The sequence below is a fragment of the Nonomuraea sp. NPDC052265 genome (genome assembly GCF_044547985.1).
Taxonomy (GTDB): domain Bacteria; phylum Actinomycetota; class Actinomycetes; order Streptosporangiales; family Streptosporangiaceae; genus Nonomuraea.
The window spans coordinates 157,563-175,286 of sequence record NZ_JBIUBJ010000015.1 but is presented as its reverse complement, the minus strand read 5'-3'; the positions used below and the strand labels follow the sequence as shown (position 1 = coordinate 175,286).

At 71.2% G+C, this 17,724-nt stretch carries 23 protein-coding genes and 1 tRNA gene; 10 read left to right on the top strand and 14 right to left on the bottom strand.

Going from position 1 to position 17,724, the window contains the following annotated elements:
* Positions 1-6: 6 nt before the first annotated feature.
* Positions 7-309 carry a hypothetical protein gene (locus ACIHAD_RS34735; RefSeq protein WP_397358947.1) on the bottom strand — a complete coding sequence of 101 codons (303 nt, stop codon included), beginning with the start codon at positions 307-309 and terminating at the stop codon, positions 7-9.
* Positions 306-689, bottom strand: coding sequence for a YbaB/EbfC family nucleoid-associated protein (locus ACIHAD_RS34730; RefSeq protein ID WP_397358946.1), 384 nt, complete (start codon positions 687-689; stop codon positions 306-308). Before ACIHAD_RS34730 ends, ACIHAD_RS34735 begins: the two co-directional genes overlap by 4 nt.
* Positions 690-909: 220 nt before the next feature.
* On the opposite strand from ACIHAD_RS34730, the gene ACIHAD_RS34725 reads away from it, so the two are divergent.
* Together ACIHAD_RS34725 and ACIHAD_RS34720 are read left to right on the top strand one after the other, a co-directional pair.
* Complete coding sequence (locus ACIHAD_RS34725) at positions 910-1,335, top strand: hypothetical protein (protein WP_397358945.1); 426 nt, start codon at positions 910-912, stop codon at positions 1,333-1,335.
* 204 nt (positions 1,336-1,539) lie between these two features.
* A complete protein-coding gene (locus ACIHAD_RS34720) occupies positions 1,540-1,701 on the top strand; it encodes a hypothetical protein (protein WP_397358944.1) in 162 nt (53 codons plus the stop codon).
* 5 nt (positions 1,702-1,706) lie between these two features.
* On the opposite strand, the gene ACIHAD_RS34715 is transcribed toward ACIHAD_RS34720, so the two are convergent.
* The 3 genes from ACIHAD_RS34715 to ACIHAD_RS34705 form a co-directional block, all read right to left on the bottom strand.
* Positions 1,707-1,780: transfer RNA gene (locus ACIHAD_RS34715), tRNA-Lys, on the bottom strand.
* Between the two features lie 29 nt (positions 1,781-1,809).
* Positions 1,810-2,562: a hypothetical protein gene (locus ACIHAD_RS34710; protein ID WP_397358942.1), complete on the bottom strand. Its 753-nt coding sequence runs from the start codon at positions 2,560-2,562 to the stop codon at positions 1,810-1,812.
* A gap of 35 nt (positions 2,563-2,597) precedes the next feature.
* Positions 2,598-2,831, bottom strand: a complete 234-nt coding sequence (locus tag ACIHAD_RS34705; RefSeq protein WP_397358941.1) for a hypothetical protein — start codon at positions 2,829-2,831, stop codon at positions 2,598-2,600.
* A 16-nt stretch (positions 2,832-2,847) separates the two neighbouring features.
* On the opposite strand from ACIHAD_RS34705, the gene ACIHAD_RS34700 reads away from it, so the two are divergent.
* On the top strand, positions 2,848-3,492 hold the full coding sequence (locus tag ACIHAD_RS34700) for a TetR family transcriptional regulator (protein WP_397358940.1): 645 nt from the start codon (positions 2,848-2,850) through the stop codon (positions 3,490-3,492).
* A gap of 4 nt (positions 3,493-3,496) precedes the next feature.
* Positions 3,497-4,318 carry a class I SAM-dependent methyltransferase gene (locus ACIHAD_RS34695; RefSeq protein ID WP_397358939.1) on the top strand — a complete coding sequence of 274 codons (822 nt, stop codon included), beginning with the start codon at positions 3,497-3,499 and terminating at the stop codon, positions 4,316-4,318.
* Between the two features lie 222 nt (positions 4,319-4,540).
* Here ACIHAD_RS34695 and ACIHAD_RS34690 read toward each other — a convergent pair whose 3' ends face one another.
* From ACIHAD_RS34690 to ACIHAD_RS34670, 5 genes are all read right to left on the bottom strand, one after another.
* Entirely contained in the window at positions 4,541-4,936 is a 396-nt protein-coding gene (locus ACIHAD_RS34690) for a hypothetical protein (RefSeq protein WP_397358938.1), read from the bottom strand.
* A 237-nt stretch (positions 4,937-5,173) separates the two neighbouring features.
* Complete coding sequence (locus ACIHAD_RS34685) at positions 5,174-5,764, bottom strand: hypothetical protein (RefSeq protein ID WP_397358937.1); 591 nt, start codon at positions 5,762-5,764, stop codon at positions 5,174-5,176.
* Positions 5,731-6,819, bottom strand: coding sequence for an FAD:protein FMN transferase (locus ACIHAD_RS34680; protein WP_397358993.1), 1,089 nt, complete (start codon positions 6,817-6,819; stop codon positions 5,731-5,733). The genes ACIHAD_RS34685 and ACIHAD_RS34680 overlap by 34 nt, the downstream gene beginning before the upstream one ends.
* Positions 6,819-7,394, bottom strand: a complete 576-nt coding sequence (locus ACIHAD_RS34675) for an FMN-binding protein (RefSeq protein ID WP_397358936.1) — start codon at positions 7,392-7,394, stop codon at positions 6,819-6,821. Before ACIHAD_RS34675 ends, ACIHAD_RS34680 begins: the two co-directional genes overlap by 1 nt.
* Before the next feature lie 9 nt (positions 7,395-7,403).
* Positions 7,404-8,717 (bottom strand): ferric reductase-like transmembrane domain-containing protein, encoded by a 1,314-nt coding sequence (locus ACIHAD_RS34670; protein ID WP_397358935.1) that lies wholly within the window; start codon positions 8,715-8,717, stop codon positions 7,404-7,406.
* A gap of 233 nt (positions 8,718-8,950) precedes the next feature.
* On the opposite strand from ACIHAD_RS34670, the gene ACIHAD_RS34665 reads away from it, so the two are divergent.
* Both ACIHAD_RS34665 and ACIHAD_RS34660 read left to right on the top strand, forming a co-directional pair.
* Positions 8,951-9,682, top strand: a complete 732-nt coding sequence (locus ACIHAD_RS34665; protein WP_397358934.1) for a response regulator transcription factor — start codon at positions 8,951-8,953, stop codon at positions 9,680-9,682.
* Positions 9,679-11,139 (top strand): sensor histidine kinase, encoded by a 1,461-nt coding sequence (locus ACIHAD_RS34660; RefSeq protein ID WP_397358932.1) that lies wholly within the window; start codon positions 9,679-9,681, stop codon positions 11,137-11,139. The genes ACIHAD_RS34665 and ACIHAD_RS34660 overlap by 4 nt, the downstream gene beginning before the upstream one ends.
* Positions 11,140-11,287: 148 nt before the next feature.
* Here ACIHAD_RS34660 and ACIHAD_RS34655 read toward each other — a convergent pair whose 3' ends face one another.
* Both ACIHAD_RS34655 and ACIHAD_RS34650 read right to left on the bottom strand, forming a co-directional pair.
* A complete protein-coding gene (locus tag ACIHAD_RS34655; protein ID WP_397358931.1) occupies positions 11,288-11,941 on the bottom strand; it encodes a chloramphenicol acetyltransferase in 654 nt (217 codons plus the stop codon).
* Positions 11,942-11,993: 52 nt separating this feature from the next.
* Positions 11,994-12,722 (bottom strand): TetR/AcrR family transcriptional regulator C-terminal domain-containing protein, encoded by a 729-nt coding sequence (locus ACIHAD_RS34650; RefSeq protein ID WP_397358930.1) that lies wholly within the window; start codon positions 12,720-12,722, stop codon positions 11,994-11,996.
* A gap of 85 nt (positions 12,723-12,807) precedes the next feature.
* Here ACIHAD_RS34650 and ACIHAD_RS34645 point away from each other — a divergent pair, with 85 nt between their 5' ends.
* Positions 12,808-13,623, top strand: a complete 816-nt coding sequence (locus ACIHAD_RS34645) for an alpha/beta fold hydrolase (protein ID WP_397358929.1) — start codon at positions 12,808-12,810, stop codon at positions 13,621-13,623.
* 96 nt (positions 13,624-13,719) lie between these two features.
* The gene (hemC, locus tag ACIHAD_RS34640; protein ID WP_397358928.1) at positions 13,720-14,655 is read left to right on the top strand and encodes a hydroxymethylbilane synthase; all 936 of its coding nucleotides are present in this window, start codon (positions 13,720-13,722) and stop codon (positions 14,653-14,655) included.
* 138 nt (positions 14,656-14,793) lie between these two features.
* Here hemC and ACIHAD_RS34635 read toward each other — a convergent pair whose 3' ends face one another.
* A complete protein-coding gene (locus ACIHAD_RS34635) occupies positions 14,794-15,315 on the bottom strand; it encodes an SgcJ/EcaC family oxidoreductase (RefSeq protein ID WP_397358927.1) in 522 nt (173 codons plus the stop codon).
* Between the two features lie 77 nt (positions 15,316-15,392).
* Here ACIHAD_RS34635 and ACIHAD_RS34630 point away from each other — a divergent pair, with 77 nt between their 5' ends.
* Positions 15,393-15,842 (top strand): MarR family winged helix-turn-helix transcriptional regulator, encoded by a 450-nt coding sequence (locus ACIHAD_RS34630; RefSeq protein ID WP_397358926.1) that lies wholly within the window; start codon positions 15,393-15,395, stop codon positions 15,840-15,842.
* 120 nt (positions 15,843-15,962) lie between these two features.
* The gene (locus ACIHAD_RS34625; protein ID WP_397358925.1) at positions 15,963-16,715 is read left to right on the top strand and encodes a VOC family protein; all 753 of its coding nucleotides are present in this window, start codon (positions 15,963-15,965) and stop codon (positions 16,713-16,715) included.
* A gap of 37 nt (positions 16,716-16,752) precedes the next feature.
* On the opposite strand, the gene ACIHAD_RS34620 is transcribed toward ACIHAD_RS34625, so the two are convergent.
* On the bottom strand, positions 16,753-17,622 hold the full coding sequence (locus tag ACIHAD_RS34620; RefSeq protein WP_397358924.1) for an arylamine N-acetyltransferase: 870 nt from the start codon (positions 17,620-17,622) through the stop codon (positions 16,753-16,755).
* Positions 17,623-17,724: the final 102 nt, after the last annotated feature.

Sequence of the window (17,724 nt, the reverse complement as noted above, 5' to 3'; positions counted from 1 at the left end):
GGACGATCAGTCTCGCGCGACGGTGGGAGGGTGCTCCGCCGCCTGGTAGTTACGGGCGCTCGTGCTCAGCCCCAAGGCGACTTCTTCGAGCTCGTCGATGTACGTCGTCAGGGCGTCGAAGATGCCGCGCTCCATCTCGGGCAGCTTCTTGGCCAGCTCCGCGCCGTACTCGTCGTCGCCGAGCGTGTTCCTGTCCCGGTTGAAGGCGGCGCGGAGGTCGGCGAGCACCTGCTCCACGTTCCCCGCGAACAGCTCGTACGTCCTGGCTTCCCGGTACAGCGCCTCCCGCCGTACGTGGTAGCCGCTCACGGGGCCGGCTCCACGGGGCCGGGGAAGAACGCGTCGAGCGTGGCCCGCTCCCCGAAGACCTCCTCGTACGGCAGGCCGTCCGGCATGAGGGGGTTCAGCAGTTGCCTGCTCTGCTCGGAGACCGCGGCGGTGGCCGCGTCGGCCTGCCGCATGATGGCGTCGGCCAGTTGGCTGGGGGACAGGTTCCGATAGGCCCGAGGGTTCAGCTCGACGCGGCGCAACTGACCGTGGCGGCCGACGGTCACGCTCACCATGCCGTCCGCCGACCGTGCCGTGTGCTCCAGGGCGGAGAGCTCTCCGAACGCCTCGCGTACGCGGGTCACCTGCTGGTTGATCTCGCCCGCGAGCGCGCTGACCTCCGCCTCGAACGCATCCGCCACAAAAACACCTTTCACCCGCCTAATACCGAAAGGCATCATACGTCACCCTTTTTTTGCAGGATTGCTGGTATCCGGATCGTTTACCTTCTGTTAACAAAAGTGTCATGAGGTGACTAAGTTCGCGTGGCCCGAGGGGTGCGATAGAGGTCCGCCTGGCCGTTGGTCTGGGGCCGGTAGGGCCAGGACCGAATGGCCCCGAGCTCCCGTGGCTTCCGAGTGGATGCGATCACTGCTGCCGGCGGATCAGGTTGACGCCCAGCCGGGTGATCTGATGGATGACCATGTTGGCGTGCCGGGTGCTGGTGATGAGCCCGGCCCGCTGCAGCACCTGGCCGACGACAGCGAGGCGCCGGTCCTGCGGGCGAGCTCGCTGGTGGTGCAGCCGGTGGTGGCGGCGATGCAGCGCAGGACGCGGGAGATCCAGGCTGTTCTTTTCTTCTTGTTCACATCCCGCTCGATGCAGCCCGGTGCCGTAACTCTGGCGGCGGCCACGGACGCCGGAACGGCCTGCGTCTGGGTCGCGCTCGCGGGTGTCGAGAAGGAGGTGACACCCAGCGTGAGCGTTGCCGCACAGGTCAGGCCGGATAGCGGAACCTTGATCGCACGGGCGATGTGCATGGTCACTCCCTGCCTTGATCGGAGTTGAGTCGAACGTCATGCCGAGTCTGAAGTGCGCCGGGTTGAAGATGCGTTGAGGAATTGTCGATGCGGCGAAGGCCGGCACTTGCCGCCATCCGACGGAAGACCTTCTCGCCACGACCGCGCACCAGGGCGCTCGCCCGGTACGGCTACCGCGCGACCACAGGAACGGAGAACTGATCACGGCTGTGGACTTCGCCAGTACGAGCCCGTGGACACCGTCATGGAGGCGGTCGAGGTCAACCGGTACGACCTGGACGACCTGGACGACCTGGACGACATCGTCGTCTGGGGCAAGGAGACGTTCAAACTCGGGACAGGGGCACCAGCGGAAACGCCAACCGCGACTCGCCGCGCTGTACTTCGGACATGAGAAAATCTCGCTGACTGGGCTCGAACCAGCGTCCACCCGGGCCGAAGAGCCGGGCGCTCTACCACTGAGCTACAGCGAGGCCATCCCCATCATCGCGCATGAGGGCGCCTACTCGCCGCCCGAAAGGGGGCGCAACGGGAGATCCGACACGACCACGCCGGCGGCCAGGCCGTGCGCGGCGTCATCGGCCATGTCGGGCTTGATCCGCTTGCCGCTGAACACGCCGGCACTACGCAGCAGCGACGCCCACACCGGATCGGCGATCGTCACCCCGTGCACCAGTTCCGGCGTTGGGTTGAACTGTGCCACGCGGTGCTTGGCGGGGCCGGCCGTCCAGCCGCTTTCCGCCGGGTCGAGACCCGCCTCCTGGCACGCCTGCTCCACATCCGCGCGCGTGCACGTCAGCCGCCCGGACAGCACCTCCCACGGCAGGGGGAGTTCCGCCCACACCTTCGTGTTCGGGTCCAGATCGCCGCCGGTCCGCTGATGCCACCAGGCCAGGTCCGCGGCCATGAGCCGCATCACCTTCCCCGGGCAGGCCGCGTCCAGCAGCGGCAGGGCGTTCATCGACTGAAGGCAGGCCAGCCAGCCGGCACGGGCGGCGTTGTACGCCTGGGCGACGGTGTTCCAGGTGGAGGAGTCGTCGCCGCGGCGTACCACCATCGACTGCCGGTTGAGCGGGCGGGTCTTCCACACCTTCTCCAGCCGCTCCGCGCACCGCCGCATCACCGCGTACCAGGCGCCCAGCATCTCCCCCCGCTCGGCGTCGGAGAGCCGGGCGAGGACGGACGGCTTGGCGTACACGTCGGCGATCATCGCCCAGTCGGTGTCCGGGTTCTTCTCGCAGCGGGACAGGAGCATCTGCGCAATGTCGTCGAACGGGTTCTCCTTGCCGTTCAGGCTGAACTGGCGGCGCGAGCCTTGGTGCGGTCGGCGTACTGCTCCCTACTCGGCGCGGCAGTGCCGGCCTGCTGCCCGTCGTCGTCCAGAACCTCGTACAGCTCCGCGTAGCCGCAGCCGTAGCCGTAGCCGCAGCCGCAGTAGACGCCGGACACGCGGAGGCGGGCTGTCGCGGCGAGGAAGCTTCTCCGCAGGGCTTCTCCGTACGACTTGCGTTTTGCTGAACACATGTTTAATCTACTAAACATGTGTTCAGCATCGTCGGATCTGACCGCCCAGGCCAAGATCCGCAACGCGGCCATCGCACACTTCGCCCGGGACGGCTTCGCCAAGACCAACCTGCGCGCCGTGGCGGCGACCGCCGGAGTGAGCGCCGGCCTGGTCATTCACCACTTCGGCAGCAAGGAGAAGCTCCGGAGCGTCTGCGACGACCACGTCCTGCGCATCCTGGTCCAGCGGGCCGACAACGCCGGCCCGAGCGGCATGCAGGACCTCTTTCGCGAATACCTGTCCAACCCGGAGGAATACCGCCTCCAGGTGCAGTACATGCTGCGCGCGATCGAGGAGGACACACCCGCCGCAGCCACGTTCGTCAACACGCTGGTGGACGAGTCCGAGCAGGTCCTGCGAGCCGGGATCGCCGACGGGTCGATGCGGCCGTCCTCGGACGTGCGGGCGCTGGCGGTGCTGACCGTGCTCAACAGCGTGGCCACGCTGACCATGCCGCCGCCCCTGACGCGGGCGCTGGGTTACGAACGGTTCGGCCCCGACGTGCTGCGCCGCCTCGCGCTGCCCACGCTGGAGCTCTACACCCACGGGCTGTTCACCGACGACGCCGCTCTGAAGGCGGCCCGGGCCGCGCTGAGCGAGTCACCACAGGAAAGGGACTGACACGATGACCATCACCCTCCCCGAACTCACGCCGCTGGAGAGCACGCTCTGGCTCACCCTGGCCGGCAAGGCGCTCGACTACCAGGCCAAGCGCCCGATCCTGCGCGACAAGACCGCGTACGACATCGTCAGGAAGCTCGACTACGACGCCGGGCAGTTCAAGCTCTCCGCCAGCCCCGTCGTGGGCATCGCGCACCGCTCCCTGGTCATGGACAACATCGTGCGGCGGTTCATCGCCGGCAACCCCGACGCGGTCGGGCTCGACCTGGGCGCCGGACTCGACACCCGCGTCTACCGCGTCGACCCGCCCCCCACCGTCGAGTGGTACGACGTCGACCTGCCCGGCGTGGCCAAGGCCAGGCAACTGCTGCTCCCCGGGCGCCCCCACGCCCACACCATCGGCTCCGACCTCAACGACCCCCGATGGATCGGCGAGATCCCCGCCGACCGTCCCGCCGTGATCGTCGCCGACGGCCTGATCGGGTTCCTGTCCAAGGAGGAACTGGCCACCCTTCTCGACCGCCTCATCCGCCACTTTCCCGCAGGCGAGATCTGCTTCAACGGCTACACGAGGTTCCACGTCTGGGCGGCCAGGAAGTACGCCGGCACCCAGTCCGTCGTCCCCTTCCTGAGGTCTCCCGGCTTCGACACCCCGCAGGACATCGAGCGCATGGAGCCTCGCATGAAGCTGGTGCGCGAGATCTTCCTGGCTCGCGAGCCCGAGGTCGCCGACTACCCGTGGACAACCCGCCTGGCCGGCTTCCTGACCGCCTGGAGCACCTCCATCTCACGCAAGGGCACCGCCGTCCAGCACTACCGCTTCTAGAGGAAAGATCCTCGGCCGAGGGGCCGTTGATGGATGCACGCCGGCAACCCACAGCCCATCATGACTGCGAACGGCCGCGTCCGAACAGAACCTCCTCCAGGGCGGCGGAACAGTGGCCGCCCGCGATCGCGAACTCACGTGGCCCGTTGGTGAGGATGGGGAACGCTCACCAGCGCCGGGGCGACGCCCCACAGCAGCACCGGCCGGCACGGCGCGAGCGGCTCACGTCGCTCCACCTGATGGACGGCTCCGGCCGAGCATCGGCAGCAGAGCCGCCTCCGCGAGACATGTGAGGGCGAACAGCAGCAGGTCGTCGCTGTTCCACGGCAGGAACCATGGCGCGAGGGCCCCAGGTTCGGCTGGTCCGGTACTGAAGTACTGAATCTGGGCGTACAGATTGAGATCTTTCTCGCGTGGCCCGATGAGCGAGGCGATCGGCGGCGTGGTGACTGCCCAGGCGGCCATGGCCAGCAGGGCCAGCAATGCGGCGCCCAGCCATGGCACCCACCGCTTGCGGCGCAGCACTACGACGGGCGCGATCAGGAGCGCGGCGACGGCCGTGCCAAGGGCGAGGTTCGCGGTCTTGGGCACGATGAGGAGGGGAGCCAGCGGCAGCATGCACAAGGCTGGAACGAGGATTCTCGGTATCACCAGAGACGCTGCTATCACCGCCAGGTGATCTTGTCGAGCCAGGCGCGCTGCTCCGTCCGCCCGGCCGTGTGCCGCCGTCCGTTGCGCCGGCGGGCGCGCGGCGAGTTTACCCGCCTTGGAGGACGCGATGGCCGCGTGGATCATCGTCAAGAAATCATCAGTTCGCTCTTCGTCTGGTCTCGATGTCGGCGACCTTGTGGGCCATCAAGCCCTGCGGTCCTGCTCTGGGAGGTAGGGGCTGAAATGGTCGGCGACGATCTCCGCGATCGCAGCGGCGTTCCGGGAACCGTCGACTTCGATCACGCGGATGCCGAGCTGGTGGGCGGTGCGGACGGCGTCCTCCGCGACGAGGCCGTCCCGGGCCACGCGGTTGGCCTGTGCTCGGGCCGGATCGCTGACCCGATGCGTGACTGAGGAGGCCCGGGGGAGGTCGTGGAGCTGGCGTAGGCGGAACTCCGGCGTGGGCACCATGACGACCATCCGGCGCGGTGAGTCGAGGATCGGTGCGACGAGTTCGGGGCGGAGCCCCCAGCCTTCGGCGATGATCGGAGGGCCCGAGACGAGCGCGCGCAGGTCGTCCAGGGCCCACTCGAACCGGATGGGGAAGCCGGCCAGGGTCTCGATGGCCATCTCTTCCGGGGTGGAGTGGACACACACCTGGTCCGGGTCGGGATCGATGGCGGGCTCGCCGAGGCTGACCCGGCGGGCGATCCGGCGATCGTTGTGCCCACGTGCGTCGTGGTAGTCGTAGTGATAGACGGTCATGCCGTACTGGACGGCCAGGAGCCGGGCCACGGTCGACTTTCCGGCCCATTGGCCACCGCCGATCCACAATGCGCGGCGCAACGTGCCGAAGGGATCCCAGACGTCGTTGTTCGCGAGGAAGTCATGGGTGGCCATCTGGTGTCCCTTCGGGTTGAGGAGCGGCGGCTGACTTCGGCGGCGTCGTTGGCCCGGCCGCTCACGGAAAGATGCTGCCAGGCGACTACGACATCGGTGTGGAAGCCCAGGGCTGAGCGTCGCAGGCCCCCGAACGCGACGCCCCGGAACGCGACGCCCTCGGAGACGGGCGGTGACGTGCCCCGGAAGCCGGACGTGCGCCAGGTGGCGCCTGTGGCGGTGACGGCGAACGCTTCCACGCCGGGAAGACGTTCGATCCAGGCCCGGGCCGCGGCGCCCATCGCGAAGGCGGCGGTGGCGTAGGCGTCGACCATGGTGAGGCTGGTCCCGGTGAGGGTGATCGAAACCAGGTGCCGCGCGGGCCGGCCGGTGCGAGGGTCGATGATGTGCGCTCCGCGTTCGGCCGTCCCGGAGGTCGCCACGGCCAGGGCCGGTTCGCGCTCGGCCGTGCCGGAGGTCGCCAGGGCCACGTCCGGTCCGGTGATCACCGTGGCCGTCGCGCCCGGGCGCAGGGGGTGTGCGACGGCGACCCGCCACGGCCGGTCGGGCGCGGGCCTTCCCGCGCACTGGACGTCCCCGCCGCCGTTCACGCAGTGGTTCACGACACCGCATCGGGTGAGGATACGGGACGCCTGCTCGACGGCCCACCCCTTGACCAGACCGGACGGGTCCAGACGTCCCGAAGGGCGGACGGTGAAGTAGCCGTCGGACACCTCGCTCACCGAGTCGCACAGCTTGAGCACGTCGGCCACCTGCGGCGGGCAGCCGTCCAGGCCGATTTTGCCCGCGGCCAGGCGGCTGACGGGGCTGTCCGGGCGGTAGGTCGAGAAGACGGCGTCCACGTGGTGCAGCCAGGCGACGGCCTCGGTGATCGCCTGCCGCGCGTCGCCGAGCGGTGGGCGGAGGTCGAAGGAGAAGACCGTGCCCATGACGTGCTCGACGTGCCGCATCACAGCCCGGCCCGGTCGAGGGCGCTCTGCAGGGACCGGACGTAGCCCTCGCTGGTGTAGGTGGCGCCGGAGACGGCGTCGATCTCGGCCGATCGCGCCGCCAGCGCCCGGTCGTTGAGCGTCGGCAGCGCCTGGCTGTTGATGGTCAGGTCGCGGTGATTGCCGTCCGGGGCCTGGAGCACCCGGATCCCGGCCATCCTGCCGCCGGACAGGATGAGCTCGACCTGTACGGGCCCCCAGCGGGTGTCGGCGGCGTCGCCGGTGACCACCTTGTCCCCGCTGGTGGCGCCGGCGGCGGCGCCCGGCCCGCTCCAGGAGCCGCCGGCCTGCGGGACGGCGCCGTCCCGCCCGGGAAGCGGCGCGGAGCGGCCGATCCCGGCCTGCCTGTCCCCGTCGTCGAGGTCCTGCTGACGGCCGTCGGAGAAGGGCTCGCCGGCGGGGGCCTGGGAGGTGGCGGATGACGGGGAGACGGCGGATGGCGGGGAGGCGACCGCGGTGAGCTCGTGGGGTTTGAACGACAGCAGCAGCACCAGGCCGACGGCGGTCACAAGGATGGCGAACAGCGCTCTGCGCATGATGATCCCTCAGAACTCGAACGACTCGTAGTGGATGCGGCGGTTCGGTATTCCCGCGGCGCGGAGCGCGGACGTCGCCGCGCCGGTCATCCCGGCGGGCCCGCACACGTAGACCTCGTGCCGCGCCAGCTCGGGCACCAGTCCGGCGAGGACCTCCGGCGCGAACGGATCTCCGACCTGGTCGCGCGGGCCGACGCAGTAGTGCAGCGCCGCCTCCCGACGGCGGGCGATCTCCTCCAACTCCGTACGGAACACGAGATCCTCTTCGCTGCGGGCGCGGTAGAGGAGGGTGAGGTCGCCGGGCGCGGCGGGGATCGTCTCGAACAGGGCACGCAGCGGGGTGATGCCGACCCCGCCCGCGACCAGCAGCACCTTGCGCCCACGGCGTGGCCGGCCGGGGGTGAACGCGCCGCTCGGCCCTTCGGCGACGACCCTGGTGCCCGGCCGCAGGCGCGCGAGCCGGCCGCTCTGGTCGCCCAGGTCCTTGACGGTGATGCGCAGCTCGCCGGGCCGGGGAGCGGCCGACAGCGAGTACGGGTTGGCCGACCACCACAGGTCCCTGGTGAGGAACCGCCACCGGAAGAACTGCCCCGGCTCGGCCTTCAGCCGGTCCAGACGGCGGCCGGAGAGATGGACGGAGACCACGCCCGGTGCCTCCACCTCCACCCGGTCGACCCTGAGCCGGTGCCGGAGCGCCTGGCGGATCGGGGTGAGGAACCGGTACCAGGAGAGCACGGCCGCGACCCCGAGGTAGAGGGCGTACCAGGCGGCGCGCGCGACGGGCGAGTCGGCGAACTCGTTGCCGGTCGACAACTGGTGCCCGAAGGCCAGCCACACCGCCAGGTAGGTGTAGAAATGCAGGTGGAACCAGGTCTCGTAGCGCAGGCGGAGCCGGATCGCGCGGGCCGAGACGATGCCCACGCCCACCAGGAGCAGCACCGCGACCGTCGCCGCGAGCACATCGGGGTAGGAGAGGTTCAGCGTCACCGTCTCGCTCGCCACGTCGGTGCCCTCCGTCACCGCGTACCCCCAGATGATCAGCAGGGTGTGGGTCACCGACAGCCCGACCACGTACCGGCCGCCCATCGCGTGCCAGCGGGCGAGCCGGTCGGAGCCCACGCCGCGCTCCAGCGCGGGGATCCGGGCCATCAACGCGAGCAGCACCGTCATCCCGTACGCGGCCAGCAGGCCGGTGATGCGGCCGGCCCCGGTGAGCCACTCCCCGAGGCCCGCGACGCGCGGAGTGCCGGACCACCACAGGCCCAGCACGGCCGCCGCGCCCACGGCGACGACCGGCAGGACCGCGCCAGGACGGACCCGCACGACTCCGCGCCCCGAAACCCCAGCCCCGGCTCCGGCTCCAGCCTCGACGCGTCCGGTCGAAGCGATGCTCACGATCGTGCCCCCTTTTGCGCGGTGTCCCTTCTCGATCGCGAGCCACACTGCCAGCCAAACTTCTCGTTTCCCTCTGAACCAGGCATATCTCAGCCGCTCAGAGGGTTCTCATAGGCGAGACAGATGGTCCGCACAGCGGACAGGGGGATCCTGACAGCACCATGCGACCGAGTGCCCGTGAACTTCCCGAACTGCGCCGCGTGGACGGCACGCCCGTCCGCGTGCTCGTCGTCGAGGACGAACCCGACCTCGCCGAGGTGCTCGGCACCGTGCTGCGCGAGGAGGGCTGGCAGGTCCGCACCGTGGGCGGCGGCGCCGCCGCCGTGACCGTGGCCCGCGAGTTCCGGCCCGACGCGGTGCTGCTCGACATCATGCTGCCCGACCTGGACGGCCTGGAGGTGCTGCGCCGCCTGCGGATCGACGCCCCGCGGGTGTGCGTGTTGTTCCTGACCGCCAAGGACGCCGTGGAGGACCGGATCGCCGGGATCACCGCGGGCGGCGACGACTACGTCACCAAGCCGTTCAGCCTGGCCGAGGTCCTCGCCCGGCTGCGCGGCCTGCTGCGCCGGGCCGGCATGACCCACACCGCGGAGGGGAACCGGCTGGTCGTCGGCGACCTGACCATGGACGAGAGCGCCCGGGAGGTGACCCGCGCTGGAGAGCTGGTGGAGCTCACCCCGACCGAGTTCGAACTGCTGCGCCTGCTCCTGCGCAACCCGCGCCGGGTGCTCAGCAAGGCCCAGATCCTGGAGCAGGTCTGGTCCTACGACTTCGGCGGCCAGGCGCACGTGGTGGAGCTCTACATCAGCTACCTGCGCAAGAAGATCGACGCCGGACGCCCGCCGCTGATCCACACGGTGCGGGGCGTGGGATACGTACTCAAACCATCATGAGACCTCGTACTCTCCGCGGCCGGCTGATGGCCGGGGTGCTGGTCCTGCTCGCGCTGGCCTGCGCCACGATCGGCGTGGGCACCTCCGTCGAGCTGGAACGCTTCCTGGTGGACCGGCTGGACCAGCAGTTGTCCATGGTGCCCGGCCGGTTTGCCGTCACCCTGGAACACCGCCGGGAGGAGAGGGGCGAGCAGCGCGAGCACGGCGACAGCCGCGGCCAGTCGATCGGCACCCTCGGCGTGCGCATGGTGAACGGCCAGGTGACCGACGCCGCCGTGGTCCGGTCCCGCAGCGCGGCCGTCACCAGGCTCAGCCTGTCCGGGCAGGACGTCGCCGTCCTGGCCGCCGTCCCGGTGGACGGGCGCGGCCAGGTGGTCGAGCTGTCCGAGCTGGACGACTACCGGGTCATGGCGACCCGCGGCAAGGACGGCGACGTGCTCGTCGACGGGCTCCCGATGGAGGGGGTCGAGGCCACGGTGCGCCGGTTGATGGTCGCCGAGCTGGTGGTGTTCGCCGTGGTGATGGCGGCGGCGGGGACGGCCGGGGCGTTGTGGGTGCGGTTGTCCCTGCGGCCGTTGCAGCGGATGGCCGCCACGGCGCAGCGGGTCAGCACGCTCCCGCTGTCCAGCGGCGAGGTGGCACTGCCCGACCGCGTGCCGGTCGAGGACCGGCGCACGGAGCTCGGCCGGCTGAGCGCCGCCTTCAACCGCATGCTCGGCCACGTGGGCGACGCGCTCACCCGGCGGCACGCCAGCGAGCAGCGGATGCGGACGTTCGCCGCCGACGCCGGCCACGAGCTGCGTACCCCCCTGGCCACCATCCGGGCCCACACGGAGCTGGCCCGCCGCCGTTCCGCGGAGCTGCCGCCCGAGGTCGGTCACTCCCTGGAACGCATCGAGGCCGAGTCGGCGCGGATGAGCACGCTGGTCGACGACCTGCTGTTGCTGGCCAGGATCGACGCGGGCCGGACGCTGGCCCGCGAGGAGGTGGATCTGACCCGCGCGGCCATCGACGCCACCGGCGACGCCCGGGTCTCGGCCCCCGGACATCTCTGGCGGCTGGAGCTGCCGGAGGAGCCGGTGACCGTGACCGGTGACGCCGCGCGGCTGTACCAGGTGGTGGTCAACCTGGTCGGCAACGCCGCACTGCACACGCCCGCGGGGACCACGGTGACGGTGTCGGTGCGCGTCCTGCCGGGGGAGGTGGAGCTGACGGTGACCGACGACGGGCCGGGCGTCCCCGAGGAGATCCAGGGGGAGCTGTTCGAACGGTTCGTCCGCGCCGACAAGGCCCGCTCGCGGGCCCTGGGCGGCAGCGGCCTCGGGCTGGCCATCGTCAGGGCCGTGGCCGGGGCCCACGGGGGAGCCGTGTCCGTCCGGAGCCGGCCAGGCCGTACGGCCTTCCGCGTCACCCTTCCCGCCTCCGCGAGCGGACCACCGGACCGTCCGGCAGTGTGAACGCCGCCCCGCCAGGCGTCGTCGCGGAGCTCGGCGGCGGGGGCCGCCAGGGGGCAGCGCGTCCGGGCCGAGGAGGGGAGCGGCCACGCCGTCACGATCCTGGAGTCCCTGGCTCGTTCGTGAACGACGGGCCCTGTCGCGCGGCCGGTCAGCTCTCCAGCCAGGTCAGGTCCGACAGGAGATCCTGCAGCTCGTTGACGAGCCGTGCGGAGTGGAACCCGTCCGCGGCGGCGTGGTGGATCTGTAGCGCGAGGGGGAGCAGGACCCGGCCGTCCCGCTCGGTGTACCGGCCGAGGGTGAAGATCGGGGCGAGGTGGTCCCAGCTCCCGCCGATGTTGAGGTTGAACCCGGTGAAGGACGCCCACGGCAGGCTCGACACGTCGAACGTGTTGTCCGGCGGCGCTCCCTGCGGGAAGAACTCCGTGGCACCGCTGTGCTCCGCGAGCAGGGGAGCGGCGACGTCGTGGAACGCGCCGAAGCCGGGGTCGTACGGTGCCCACACGCACGCGAACGTCTCACGTTCGGGGTTGAAGACCGTGAAGGCCGGATGCGCCACGGGCCGGACGGCCGGCCCGCCCGACGCGGTGAGGCACATCCTGAACTCGTCGTGCCGGTTGACGACCGTGGCGAGCGCCCAGACCTGCGCGATGTAGGACTTGCGCCGCGACCGGCTCAGCGCCGCCGTGAACGCGGTGACGTCGAGCTCCACCGTGATCGAGTACGTGCACGGGACCTGGCGGTAGTGCTCGAAGTGCTGCCGGCGCGGCCACGTGTCGAGATCGATCGGGGTCGGAGCGTCCATCCGCACATCATGCCAGCCCCCGAGCCCCGGCCCGTCCCGCCCTCCAACGAGGCTATGACGGGGACGGGGTCGCGCACCGGGTGGCGAGACCGTCGAGGAGGCAGCCGAGGCCGAACGCGAAGCGCCGCTCGCTCTCGCGTTCGACGTCGATCTCGCCCGTGGCGGCCATCCGGCCGGCCAGCGTCGGGTGGCGCTCGGCGACCTGGCGCAGGTACTCGGCCGCTCGTTCGTCCCAGCCGGACCCGGTCCCGCTCATGCGGGCCAGCGTGTCGCGCCAGGCGACCTCCGCGATGACCGCGCCGACCACGTGGTCGTTGACGGCGGCCATGGCGGCGTCGAGGTCGGAGCCGGCGAATCCGGCACGCTCCAGCAGGCACAGCCCGGTCTCGGCCAGGGCGAGCGCGTTCGGGCCGAGGTTGGGCCTGACGGTCAGCTCGGACAGGGCCCACCGGTGGCGCAGCAGCATGGCGCGGTTGCTGCGGGCCAGCGCCGCCAGGCCGTCCCGCCAGCCGGACGTGCCGGGCCCGGCGCTCACCTCGGCCAGCACGCGGTCGAGGGCCAGCTCCAGCAGGTCGTCCTTGGTGTGGACGTACCAGTACAGCGACCCGGCGGTCACCCCCAGCTCGGTGGCGACGCGCCGCATCGACAGGCCACGGTGACCCTCGGCGTCGAGGACGGCGACCGCCACGCCGACGATCCGCTCGCGGGTGAGCCGGCGGTCGCGCGGCGGTCGCTCGGGACGCAGCCACACGGACCCGCCGGAGGACTCTGACGACGGCACGCGATCACCCTACCCGCCTTGACGTCGCCTTCCGATTCCTTATACAACGTTCAAGACTGTTAAACACTGTTCAAGGAGGAAGCGCATGTTCCGCGCGAACGGCCCGCTGCCGGGCGACGTGCACGTGACCGCGCTCGGCCCCGAGTCCGGGCCGCCGGTGGTCTTCGTGCACGGCTCCACGAGCTGGGGCGACGACCCGGTGCACGGGTTCGCGGCGCAACGCCCGCTGGCCGCCCGGTTCCGGCTGCTCCTGATGGACCGCCGGGGCTACGGCGACAGCCCGGACGCCGGCGACAGGTTCCCCGGCGACTACCTGGCCGACGCCGACGACGTCGCCGAACTCCTCGGCGCCGGCGCGCACCTGGTCGGCCACTCCTACGGCGCCGTCGGAGCCATGATCGCGGCGGCGCGCAGGCCGGAGGCGGTGCGCTCGCTCACCCTGGTCGAGCCGGGCTGCTACCAGGCGGCCGCCGACCACCCCGCCGTGGCCGAGGCGCTGCGCGCCAACCGCGCCGCCTACGCCGACCTGCCCGACCTGACGCCCGAGGAGTGGCTGCGGGCCGCCGCCGCCTCGACCGGCACGCCGGAGCCGGGGACGGGCGACCGGCGATTGCGCGCCGCCGCCACGGCACTGCGCGAACGCGTCTGCTGGGAGGCGGGCCTCCCGCTGCCCGCGCTGCGGGCGGCGGCCTTCCCCAAGCTGGTCCTCTCGGGCACCTGGGAGGGCGCCCCCGGGCCGTACCGGGAGCGCGGCGGCGTCCCTCTCATGGCCTGCGCGCGGGTCACGGCCGAGCGGATCGGCGCCCGCCACGAGCAGGTGCCCGGCAGCGCCCACTACCCGCACGTCGAGGCGCCGGAGCGGCTGAACGCGCTGCTCACCGCCCTCTGGTCCGGCGCCTGAACGGGCGACCGTCCCGGGTCATGACTGCGGCGGCAGGCCCTCGGTGTGCAGGGAGATCGCCCCCGGGGCGGGGAGGCGACGCCCTACGATCGGGTGATGACCGTCCCCGAGCTGATCCGCATCGTGACGCGCTCCTCTCCCATGGCGCTCGCCCAGGTCGAACGCGTACGGCGCGAACTCGCCGAACGTCACCCCGGCATCCGCACCGAGGTCGTCCCGGTCACCACGTCCGGTGACCGGTGGCAGGGCTCGCTGTCGGCGCTGGGCGGCAAGGGCGCGTTCACCAAGGAGGTCGACGAGGCGCTCCTGGCGGGCCGGGCCGACCTGGCCGTGCACTGCATGAAGGACGTGCCCGCCGACCGCCCGCTTCCGGCCGGGACCGTGTTCGCGGCCTTCCTCAAGCGGGACGACCTGCGCGACGCGCTCGTGCACCCCGGCGGCGTCACGCTGGACGCGCTGCCCGAGGGCACGCGGATCGGCACGTCGTCGGTGCGGCGCGTCGCCCAGCTCGCCTCCTCGCATCCGCACCTGCGGTGTGTGCCGATGCGCGGCAACGCCAACCGGCGCCTGGAGAAGCTGGACGCGGGCGAGGCCGACGCGCTGCTGCTGGCGGTGGCCGGGCTGGAGCGGATCGGCCGCCAGGACCGCATCACCGAGGCGCTGTCGCTGGAGACGATGTGCCCGCCGATCGGGGCCGGCGTCCTCGCCCTGCAGTGCCGCGAGGACGACCCGGCGACCGCCGACGCCGTCGCCGGCCTGGGGCACGCCGACACGTGGCGGGAGATCACGGCGGAGCGGATGCTGCTGCACGTGCTCCAGGGCCACTGCAACTCTCCCATCGCCGGTCACGCCCGTGCCGAGCGCGACGGCCGGCTGTCGTTGCGTGCCCGGGTCTTCTCCCCGGACGGCAAGCGCGTGCTGGACGCCCACGAGTGGGCCGGCCCGCTCGATCCGGCGACACTGGGCACCTCCGTCGCGGTCGCGCTGCTCCGCCAGGGCGCCCGCGAACTGATCGACACCATCCCGCACTAGATGAATGAGTCCAAGGGTTGTGGCGCGGACTATCCACTCGTCTAGCGCCAGGGGTTCGGGGGCGGCCGCCCGTTCTACACCGCGCTCGGCGGCAGCGCCGACGCCTAAAGGGATGAGGCTGAGCGGTCCGTCGCGGTGTCAGGGCTGGGTCGCGGACGAGGTTGTCCGTGCAGCGCCGGGAGCCGGGCGACCCATACCCAGGCGCCGACCGATCCGGCTCATCGCCTGGGACATGCGGGACGGGAAGGCATCGGGGGCGGGGATGGTCACCGGCCGCACCCGTCCGTTGTGGATGGCGGAGATCCGCCAGCCCTGTTCGGTGCGGACGACCACGAGGGTCTGCCGAGACAGGCGGCGCTTGGGCAACTTGGAGCGCCAGGGCATCAGTACCGATGCCATGCCGTGAACGATGGCAACGTCCGCGGTGATGTGGCGGATCGACTCCAGGTCGCCGACGAGCGCCGAGCCGGCCAATACGCCGCGGAAGAGCCGGTCGTGGTTGTCCTGGAGGGCCGGCCGGCCGGTCGCGTGGGTGCCGTCATAGGAGACGTAGTCGGCATCGGTGGTGAAGCAGGCGCCGAAGGCGACGGCGTCGTTGGCGGTCCACGCCTGCATGAACCGGTCGAACAACTGCGTGATCTGTTCGTCGCTGGTGGGCATGGCAGCCTCCTTGAGCTATAATTTCGACTATCGAATATTACGATAACAGAAAGATTCGAATGTCGAAAGATGATGACATGCGCGAAGTCGCCGTGCGCATGAGAACGCTTCAGCAGAGCTTCGACGCCTTCGACGAAGCAGCCGCGGCCGCGCTGGGGCTGAACCGCACCGACCTGCGCTGCCTGGATCTGATCCTGGCCCAAGAGCCCATGTCAGCCGGAGAACTCACCACTGCGGCCAAGCTCAGCCCGGCCGCGACGACGACCGCCATCGACCGCCTCGAACGAGCGGGCTACGTCACCCGCAGCCGCCATGCCGCCAACCGGCGGCGGGTTCTGGTCACCGCCACCGAGGCCGCCCGAACTGCCGAGAACGAGGTGTACGGACCCGTCGGCGAGGCCGGGATGCTGGCGCTCCGACGCTACGACGAGCAGCAAATCGCCGTGATCATCGACTTCCTGGAGACGGCCCGCCAGGTCCAGGAAGAACAGACAACGCGCCTCAAAGGTCTACCGGCCGGTGGATGAACGCAGGCATGACCCTGTCCTCGCCCCGGCAGGCACCGGCCCTGCGGTTGACCGTCCGGGCCCCACTCGTTGTTGGCGAATTGGCTGCGCAGGCGGGGCGAGGGCGTCCAAAGTCAGTTTGTGACGACCGAATTGGACACCCTCGCTACGGCACTGTACGTCAAGACCGACGACCTGTTGAAAGCTTCGCCACAGCTCACACCCTGGCGGCCGAAGATCGGGATCTCCCCGAGGCTCAGCGATGCCGAGCTGGTCACCCTCGCAGTGATGCAGGCCCTGCTCGGGTTCACCTTCGAGGCCCGCTGGCTGCGCCACGCCCATGCCCACCTGCGACACCTGTTCCCGTACCTGCCCCAGCAGAGCGGCTACAACAAGCGCCTGCGCCGAGCAGCCGGCCTCATCCGGCATGTCGTCCGGGCACTGGCCATGGACACCACGCTGTGGAGCGACGACGTCTGGGTGATCGACTCCACCCCCGTCGAATGCGGACGCTCCCGGGAGACCGCCAACCGCTCCGACCTGGCCGGATGGGCCCAGTACGGCTACTGCGCCAGCCACTCACGCTACTTCTGGGGCCTGCGCCTGCACCTGGTCTGCACCCTCGGCGGACTGCCGGTCGCCTTCGCACTGACCGGCGCCAAAGCCAACGAACAGCAGACGCCGGCCGACAACCACAGCGTGATCGTCGAGTTCCTGGTGGACGACGTGGACCGCGTGTACGAGAACCTGACCGGCTTCGTCACCGACTTCGTCAACGAGCCCACCACCATGCCCTGGGGCAACCGGTCGCTGCTGTTCCGCGACCCCGACGGCAATCTCGTCAACTTCTTCACCCCGGTCACCCCGGCCGCCGTGGCCAGGTCCGCCCGCTGATCAGTCGGGGTCAGGAGGCGGGGTCAGGGGGGCGGGGTCAGGCGGCGGGGGTGCGGCGGCGGGACTGCCAGGAGACGTGGGCGTCGTGGACCCTGGTCCACAGGGCCTCGCGTTCGGCGCCGCCGACGTCGTCGAGGGGCAGCCCGAACACCTCCTCCAAGGCCCCGTACCACTCCCGGCGCGTGGACAGCTCCCGCTCGGTCCTGCCCTCCGCGCCGATCCGGCGCAGCATGCACCCCACCAGGCAGTCGGCCCCGGTCGCGTCGCGCCGCAGCACGACGGCGGCCCGCACCAGGCGGGACTCGGGCGACGTGCACAGGTACGGATGCCACTCCACGAAGTCCCCGGGCGCGGCGGGCGCCCGCTCGACGTCCAGCCCGGCGATCGATCCGCGCGGGTCGTGGTCGAACCGCCACCCGCCCGGCTCCACGTCCGAGGCGGACAGCCGGAACTCGAACGGCCCCTGGCGGTAGGTCCCCGCCCGCAGCGGCAGCGGCTCGTGCAGCCCGTCCCCGAGCCCGATGTCCACCAGCCAGTCCTGCCCGTCGAGCGCGACGGTGAGGGCCAGGTGCGGGGCGAACGACGCCGGAGAGGCGGGCGCCCGTACGGCGGCCTGCACCCCGGCCCGATGCCAGGTGACGTCGTAGCCGAGCGCGGTCAGCAACGTGGCGAACGCCCCGTTGAGCTGCACGCAGTAGCCGCCGCGCCCGCGCAGCACCCGCTCGACCGACTCGCGCGGGTCCACGGTCGTCGGCCGCCCGAGCTGGACCTCCAGCGTCTCGTACGGCACCCGCTCCACGTGCGCGCGATGCAGTGCGCGCAGCGCCGGGAGCGACGGCTCGCCGGGGTCGCCGACGTCCAGCCGGTCGAGATAGGCGTTCAGGACACGGTCGCGAGTTCGCCGCATGGGCCCTCCCTTCGGTCGCCGCGTCCATCGTGGTCCGCCGCGCGGGCGGCCCGCACCTCGCGGATTGCTCACCGGACGACGGGCCGGGGACGGCGGGACCGC

What these genes read in the sequence shown, in the direction of transcription:
- ACIHAD_RS34725 (WP_397358945.1), top strand. Translation starts at nt 910, where the DNA reads ATGCGATCACTGCTGCCGGCGGATCAGGTTGACGCCCAGCCGGGTGAT.
- ACIHAD_RS34710 (WP_397358942.1), bottom strand. Translation starts at nt 2,562, where the DNA reads ATGCTCCTGTCCCGCTGCGAGAAGAACCCGGACACCGACTGGGCGATG.
- ACIHAD_RS34705 (WP_397358941.1), bottom strand. Translation starts at nt 2,831, where the DNA reads ATGTGTTCAGCAAAACGCAAGTCGTACGGAGAAGCCCTGCGGAGAAGC.
- ACIHAD_RS34700 (WP_397358940.1), top strand. Translation starts at nt 2,848, where the DNA reads ATGTGTTCAGCATCGTCGGATCTGACCGCCCAGGCCAAGATCCGCAAC.
- ACIHAD_RS34695 (WP_397358939.1), top strand. Translation starts at nt 3,497, where the DNA reads ATGACCATCACCCTCCCCGAACTCACGCCGCTGGAGAGCACGCTCTGG.
- ACIHAD_RS34690 (WP_397358938.1), bottom strand. Translation starts at nt 4,936, where the DNA reads ATGCTGCCGCTGGCTCCCCTCCTCATCGTGCCCAAGACCGCGAACCTC.
- ACIHAD_RS34680 (WP_397358993.1), bottom strand. Translation starts at nt 6,819, where the DNA reads ATGCGGCACGTCGAGCACGTCATGGGCACGGTCTTCTCCTTCGACCTC.
- ACIHAD_RS34675 (WP_397358936.1), bottom strand. Translation starts at nt 7,394, where the DNA reads ATGCGCAGAGCGCTGTTCGCCATCCTTGTGACCGCCGTCGGCCTGGTG.
- ACIHAD_RS34665 (WP_397358934.1), top strand. Translation starts at nt 8,951, where the DNA reads ATGCGACCGAGTGCCCGTGAACTTCCCGAACTGCGCCGCGTGGACGGC.
- ACIHAD_RS34660 (WP_397358932.1), top strand. Translation starts at nt 9,679, where the DNA reads ATGAGACCTCGTACTCTCCGCGGCCGGCTGATGGCCGGGGTGCTGGTC.
- ACIHAD_RS34655 (WP_397358931.1), bottom strand. Translation starts at nt 11,941, where the DNA reads ATGGACGCTCCGACCCCGATCGATCTCGACACGTGGCCGCGCCGGCAG.
- ACIHAD_RS34645 (WP_397358929.1), top strand. Translation starts at nt 12,808, where the DNA reads ATGTTCCGCGCGAACGGCCCGCTGCCGGGCGACGTGCACGTGACCGCG.
- hemC (WP_397358928.1), top strand. Translation starts at nt 13,720, where the DNA reads ATGACCGTCCCCGAGCTGATCCGCATCGTGACGCGCTCCTCTCCCATG.
- ACIHAD_RS34635 (WP_397358927.1), bottom strand. Translation starts at nt 15,315, where the DNA reads ATGCCCACCAGCGACGAACAGATCACGCAGTTGTTCGACCGGTTCATG.
- ACIHAD_RS34630 (WP_397358926.1), top strand. Translation starts at nt 15,393, where the DNA reads ATGCGCGAAGTCGCCGTGCGCATGAGAACGCTTCAGCAGAGCTTCGAC.
- ACIHAD_RS34620 (WP_397358924.1), bottom strand. Translation starts at nt 17,622, where the DNA reads ATGCGGCGAACTCGCGACCGTGTCCTGAACGCCTATCTCGACCGGCTG.